Origin of the sequence: Stenotrophomonas sp. GbtcB23 (assembly GCF_019091045.1) — a bacterium.
Lineage (GTDB): Bacteria > Pseudomonadota > Gammaproteobacteria > Xanthomonadales > Xanthomonadaceae > Stenotrophomonas > Stenotrophomonas rhizophila_A.
On the sequence record NZ_JAGXKC010000024.1, the window covers coordinates 56,686 to 63,187 of the forward strand.

At 68.2% G+C, this 6,502-nt stretch carries 5 protein-coding genes; 3 read left to right on the forward strand and 2 right to left on the reverse strand.

Annotation, left to right across the window (positions count from 1 at the left end):
* Window positions 1–75: 75 nt before the first annotated feature.
* The gene (locus KVS69_RS11670; RefSeq protein WP_217538166.1) at window positions 76–1,317 is read right to left on the reverse strand and encodes an MFS transporter; all 1,242 of its coding nucleotides are present in this window, start codon (window positions 1,315–1,317) and stop codon (window positions 76–78) included.
* Window positions 1,318–1,495: 178 nt separating this feature from the next.
* Between KVS69_RS11670 and KVS69_RS11675 the strand changes: the two genes are divergently transcribed.
* From KVS69_RS11675 to KVS69_RS11685, 3 genes are all read left to right on the forward strand, one after another.
* Complete coding sequence (locus tag KVS69_RS11675; protein WP_217538167.1) at window positions 1,496–2,860, forward strand: hypothetical protein; 1,365 nt, start codon at window positions 1,496–1,498, stop codon at window positions 2,858–2,860.
* Between the two features lie 66 nt (window positions 2,861–2,926).
* Window positions 2,927–3,349 carry a DUF2231 domain-containing protein gene (locus KVS69_RS11680; RefSeq protein ID WP_184123419.1) on the forward strand — a complete coding sequence of 141 codons (423 nt, stop codon included), beginning with the start codon at window positions 2,927–2,929 and terminating at the stop codon, window positions 3,347–3,349.
* Complete coding sequence (locus tag KVS69_RS11685) at window positions 3,346–4,704, forward strand: sorbosone dehydrogenase family protein (protein ID WP_217538168.1); 1,359 nt, start codon at window positions 3,346–3,348, stop codon at window positions 4,702–4,704. Before KVS69_RS11680 ends, KVS69_RS11685 begins: the two co-directional genes overlap by 4 nt.
* A 74-nt stretch (window positions 4,705–4,778) precedes the next feature.
* Here KVS69_RS11685 and KVS69_RS11690 read toward each other — a convergent pair.
* Window positions 4,779–6,502: lanthionine synthetase LanC family protein (locus KVS69_RS11690; RefSeq protein ID WP_217538169.1), on the reverse strand; the 1,724-nt coding region annotated here is incomplete at its 5' end.

The window sequence follows — 6,502 nt, forward strand, 5'->3', positions numbered from 1 at the left end:
ATGCCGACGATACTGCCGACGATACTGCCGACGATACTGCCGACGGTAGTGCCGACTGTTAGTCGGCAACCCCCGTCAGCGCACGGACGTCTTCGGCAGAAACGCAGTAGCCAACCCCAACAACGGCAGGAACGAGGTGAGGTGGTACACCCAAACGATGCCATGGATGTCAGCCAGCTTGCCCAACCCGGCCGCGCCGATCCCACCGATACCGAACATCAGCCCGAACATGAGCCCGGACACCATCCCGACACGCCCCGGCACCGCTTCCTGCGCATACACCACCAGCGCGGCAAACGCAGATGACATCACCAGCCCGACGGCAACGGCCAACACCGCGGTGCCCATCAGGTTGGCATAGGGCAGGGCAAGCGCGAACGGCGCCACGCCCAGGAACGAAATCCAGATCACTGCCTTGCGCCCGATCCGGTCACCCACCGGGCCGCCGATGAAGGTGCCCAGCGCGATCGACGCCAGGAACACGAACAGGTACATCTGGCTCTGCTGCACGCTCAGGTGGAAACGTTCGATCAGGTAGAAAGTGAAGTAGTTGGTGATGGAGGCGATGTACACGAACTTGGCGAACATCAGCACCGCGATCACCGCGATGGCCTGCACCACCTTGCCGCGGCTCAGGCCGATGCCATGCGAGCGCGCCAGGCTGTTCATCTTTGCCTGGCCGTGGCGCACGGTCCAACCGGTCAGCCGGAACAGCACGAAGATGGCCACGGCGGCGATCAGCAGGAACCAGCCAATGGCGCGCTGGCCGTGCGGAATCACCACGGCAGCGGCCAGCAGCGGGCCGATGGCCGAGCCGGTATTGCCGCCGACCTGGAAGGTGGACTGCGCGGTGCCGAAACGCCCGCCCGAGGCCATGCGCGCCACGCGCGAGGCTTCCGGGTGGAACGTGGCCGAGCCCACGCCCACCACGGCGGCGGCCAGCAGCAGCATTTCGTAACTGCTGGCCATGGCCATCATGCCGATGCCGACGAACGTGGCGATCATGCCGGAGGGCAGCAGGTAGGGCAGCGGGCGCTTGTCCGTGTACATGCCCACCCACGGCTGCAGCAGCGAGGCGGTGAACTGGTAGACCAGCGCGATGGTGCCGATCTGGCCGAAGGTCAGCGCGAACTGGCTCTTGAACATCGGGTACACGGCCGGCAGCACGGCCTGGATCATGTCGTTGAGCAGGTGCGCGAACGCGGCGGCACCCACGATGCGGATCGCAAAGCCCTGGTGGGCGGGATCGGAAGCGGCGGGCAGTACCGGCGAAGCAGGGACGGCGGGCGAAGCGGACGGCGGGGTTTCTGTGCTCATGGGACCATTGGAACTACAGCTGCGGTCCCGGCCGGCCACGCCGCCAGGGTGTGGCGCGTGCTCCAGCCTGGACCTGGTGGGGGACAAGCGGAGCACGAGGGTAAGCCGGACGCACGCTGCCGTCTCGCGCGATAGGGACCACTATCGTCGCGTTAGGGACATCACGCATGATGGCGGCATGAGAATCCGCTACGCCGCGTTGTTGCTTGCCATCCTGACGACCCATGCCGAAGCGGGACCGCTTCTGGAGCCCGGCATTTACCAGCTTTCGCCCGAGGCGCCCCAGGCAGAAACGGCAGCACCGCCGGCCGCAGGCGAAATCCAGCAGGACCTGCTTGCCACCGCGATTCCCGACGCGGCGAAGGTGCGCTACGCCTTCGTGTCGCGCGATCCGGGCGAGGCGTTGAACAAGCTGGTATTCGTCACCGATGCGGCGTACCGCTACGACATCAACAGCGCCAACCGGCTGTGCCCGGCCTATGCGTTTCCCGATTGGAACGAACGTTCCGAGGCGCAGCCGTTCTGCCGCACCAACATTGGCAGCGCGGACAGCGAGGCGGCGCTGGCCTGGACCGAACGCGGCTTCACGCTGCGCTGGGCCGACCAGAAAACGCTGATCCGTACCGAGCAGGTTCCCGCCAGCCGCAACCCCACCCCGGATGAGATCGGCGCCTGCGCGGTGGGCGGTGTGTGTGCGCCCGACGCTTACGGCAGGTCTGTGCACCACTACCAGGTCACCCACTATCGCGACGGGTTCGCCCTGCAGGCGCCACGACCCTACATCGACGTTTTCGCGGCGACCGTGGACACCCCGGTCTACCGAAGCGCCGGGGATGGCATGGCATCCGGCACGCTTGCCGCGGGGCGCTATGCCGGTGTGCTCAGCAGGGGCGCCGAATGGATCGGCATCGAGGAAGTGGCGGCAGACGGCGCGGCGACGCCCGGCTGGATCCGTCGGGATGATCTTGCCGCCGGGGATGTGCGTATTCCCCAGCAGGCAACCACCGACCACCTGCGTTTCGTGCTGGTCGTTGCGCCTGCCGACGACGATCAAGCAGTGCTGCAGGCCATCGACATCCTGGACGCCACGACCGGCCTGCGCCGGCAGATCCTGCGCGACATCGATGCCGAGCCGCTGAGCGCCGGCCCGGACGTGGTGCAGCTGGTGGACGCCAACTTCGACGGCTGGCCGGACCTGAGCGTACCCGGCTACGCCGGCGGGGCAGGCCCGAACGCTACGCGGAACCTGTACCTGTTCGACCCGGCGGCCCAGGCCTTCGTGTTCGAGCCAACGCTGTCGAGCCTGCCACAGCTGGCCATCGACCCCGCCACGCGGACCCTCATCTCCGCCTCGCGCGGCGGCTGCTGCTCGCACGCAACGGAAACCTACCGTTATGTGGACGGGCAGCTGCAGCAGGTGGCCAGCTGGGAGGAATCGCTCTCGCCCGATGGCGAACACCTGCAGACGACGGAGGGCACGCTGCGCAACGGAGCGATGAAGTACCGCACCCGCACGCGGAAGCTGCCCGCCGACTGGCGCTGAGCACATCAACCGCCCGTCACGCAGGCGGTGGCAGGATACCGGTTGCATTCCCCTCAGGAGACAGCCGTGTCCACAACCGCCGTCGTGACCCGCCACTGGGTCATCCATCCTTTCCATGCCGCCGTGCTCGGCGGCGTGCTGCCGCTGTTCCTCGGCGCGCTGCTGGCCGATTACGCGTACTGGAACACCTACGAAATCCAGTGGAGCAACTTCGCCTCCTGGCTGCTGGTCGGGGCGATGGTCATGACCACGCTGGCGCTGTTGTGCGGCCTGGTGGGCCTGGTGCGCGGCAGCCGTAACGGCGTCTACGTCATCGTGCTGGCGGTCACCTGGATCGTGGGCTTCATCAACTCGCTGCACCACGCACGCGATGCCTGGGCGATCATGCCGGCTGCGCTGCTGTGGTCGGTGATCGTCACGGTGCTGGCGTTGATTGCCACCTGGCTTGGTTTCTCCAGTGTGCGCGTGCGCGTGGGAGGTGTCCTGTGAACCGCGCCCCGAAGGTAATCGCACTTTCCGTACTCGCCGTGGCCTTGGCCGCTTGCAGTGGCAAGGCCCCGGAGCTGCAGCAGCTCGGCGCCAACCCGGAACTGCCCAAGCCCCATCGCGGCGTGATGCCGGACATGACCATTGCCCAGCCGACGGCGTGGGGCGATACCGTGCCCACCGTGCCGGCCGGTTTCAAGGTCGCGGCAATCGCCACCGACCTGGCCATTCCGCGCCAGACCCTGGTGCTGCCCAACGGCGATATCCTGGTGGCCGAAGGTCGGGGCGGCAGCGCGCCCAACCTCAAGCCGAAGGATGTGATTGCCGGCAAGATCAAGGCCAAGGGCAATACGCAGGTGAAGAGCGGCAACCGCCTGACCCTGCTGCGGGATGCCGATGGTGACGGCGTGTATGAGCTGAAGACGGTGTTTGCCGACAAGCTCAATGCCCCGTACGGGCTGGCCCTGGTGGGCAACGCCCTTTACGTGGCCAACCAGGATGCGCTGGTGCGCTTTGACTACGCCGAAGGCCAGACCAAGGCCAGCGGTGCGCCGACCAAGGTGACCGACCTGCCGTCGGCCATCAACCACCATTGGACCAAGTCGCTGGCCGCCAGCGCCGATGGCAGCCACCTGTACGTGGGCATCGGCTCCAACAGCAACATCACCGAACGCGGCATGGCGGCGGAGATCGATCGCGCCCAGGTGTGGGAGATCGATGCGCAGACCGGTGCGCACCGCACCTACGCCAGCGGCATCCGCAATCCCACGGCACTGGCCGTACAGCCCGGCACCGGCACGTTGTGGGCGGTGGTCAACGAACGTGACGAAATCGGGCCCAACCTGGTGCCGGATTACCTCACCTCGGTGCGCGACGGCGGCTTCTATGGCTGGCCCTACAGCTACTGGGGCAAGCACGTGGACCGCCGGGTGATGCCGCAGAACCCGGAGAAGGTGGCGTCCGCGCTGACCCCGGACTTCGCGCTGGGCTCGCACGTGGCCGCGCTGGGCGTGGCGTTCGCCAACCCGGCGGTGGGCGGCAACTTCACCGACGGTGTCTTCGTCGGCCAGCACGGCAGCTGGAACCGCAATCCGCCGGTCGGCTACAAGGTGGTGTTCGTGCCGTTCCGTGATGGCAAGCCCGCCGGCGAAGCGATCGATTTCGCCACTGGCTTCCGCGGCGATGACGGCAAGACCCGCGGCCGCCCGGTGGGCGTCAGCGTCGATCCGCGCGGTGCGGTGATCGTGGCCGATGACCTGGCCAACACCATCTGGCGGATCACGCCAACCGCAGCTCCCGCCACGCCAGCCGCACCGCCTTCGGCAACTCCGTCGACGCCTTCGGCCCCGACGCCTTAAAGCCACGCCCTGCGTGGCTGCTCCGACCCTGAAACGCGCCTGCGGCCCAACGCCGCAGGCGCGATGGTGATCAATCAGGCCGCATCCAACGCCGCCTGCTTCCGCACCTGGCGCACGGCAACCGCCGGCGCAGCACCATTCCCGCGTTCCAGCAACAACGGCGAGGGCAGCGCGCACGCCGGATGCATGCGGCTGAAACCGTAGATGGCACCCGCCAGCCCGATCATCAGCCCGGGCGTGAACGCGGCGCGGGTCAGCCCGCCGACCATGCCGTTGTGCTCTTCGATGGAAGAGATGATCTCTGCAGCGGCCGTGTCGACCGGGTAGGGGCACCCTTCCGGGTCCAGCGCCGCCGCACGCACCAGCAGTTCGCGCGTGGACAGATCGCCATGGCACAGCGTATGGCTGAAACCCCATTTGCCGCTGGCATCGGCCACCGCGCGCCGCAGCATGCGCAGGAACCCGGAGTGTCCGGTCCGCGCCAGCAGGTCGGCCGCGGCCAGCCCGATGCCCACGCTGCCGTGGCACCAGGTGGGGAAGTTCTTCTGCCCCTCCTTGAGGTGGATATCGCGCCAACGCCCGGTGCCGGGCTCGTAGAGCGCGTCCTGGAACGCAAACGCGCCATCGGCAAGCGACTGCCACTCACGGCGCTCCTGCGCGCTGCCCGCGTCGGTCAACGCCAGCCGTGCCAGCGCCCAGCCGATGCCCATCGCACCGTGCCCGAAGCCGCCGATGGGCTGCTCGAACTGCGGCGTTGGCCAGCGCACGCCGTCAGCGTCGTCACTGGCGGTGGCCTGCAGGCGGCGCGCGGCGTCTGCGGCAATATCGAGCCAAGCGTTCTCGGCAGTGGCTTCGCTCAGCCCGATCAGCGGCACGATCGCGCCCGCCACCCCGTCAAGCAGTTCGGCCTTGGGGACAGCCTCGAATCCGGTTGCACGCAGTCCCTCGGCCGTTGCGCGCGCGAGCTCCAGCAGGTCCGGGCGCTGCAGCAGGTCGTGCAGCGCCAGCAGCGTCCAGATCCGCGAGCCGGCGCCGACCAGGCCACCGCCCGCATCGGCCGGGTCGCGGCGGCACATGGTCACGAACACCTGGGTGGCACCGTGCATGGCCTCCTCCAGGCCCTCCACGACATCGGCCCGGCCGGCCTGCACCTCGCGCCAGTAGCCTGCGAGGCTGAAGGCGATGCCGCCCAATCCGAAGTAGAGGTCGGGCTGCACCGGCTGCACGGTCCAGCCGGTGCGGGTGATCTCCGGAGTGATCCAGGTCATGCTGCCGTCGGCGCCACGAATCGACAGCCGGATCAGGTTGTCGACCGCGGCGGCGGCCTGCTGGCGGCGGCGCGCTTCCAGGTCGCGCGCGTGTGCTGCCGTGGCGGCATAGGAATAGCCCTCGCGGGCTTCGGCGCGCGCCAGCGCATGCTCGTTGAGGTCGGTGGCCACCAGCGTGCTGCGGATGGTCACCTCTTCCAGATCGATCCGCATGTCCCGCCAGCCTGCCACGACGGTGTCGATGCGTGCGGCATCCAGCACTGAAGTGAAGATGGGAATGTCGCCATGGCGCATCGCATCGATCTCGCCCCGCACCGTCACCGGGTCGGCCGACGCGGCCGGCGCCACGGCGGCGTTCCTGACCAGCAGGTCCGTCGCGGTGGCCACCGCCCGCGTCTCGTCATGCAGGGATGCCGGGTGCCACAGCATGCGACCGAGTTCGGCGTAGGCCATGGTCGGCCGGCGTACATCACGCACCTCGCAGCCAACGGAGCTGCGCACCAGCGTGTCCCGTTCGCCGCTCGCCTCCA

Bases quoted from the DNA above. Each gene is read 5' to 3' on its own strand.
- KVS69_RS11670 (WP_217538166.1), bottom strand. From the start codon at position 1,317: ATGAGCACAGAAACCCCGCCGTCCGCTTCGCCCGCCGTCCCTGCTTCG.
- KVS69_RS11675 (WP_217538167.1), top strand. From the start codon at position 1,496: ATGAGAATCCGCTACGCCGCGTTGTTGCTTGCCATCCTGACGACCCAT.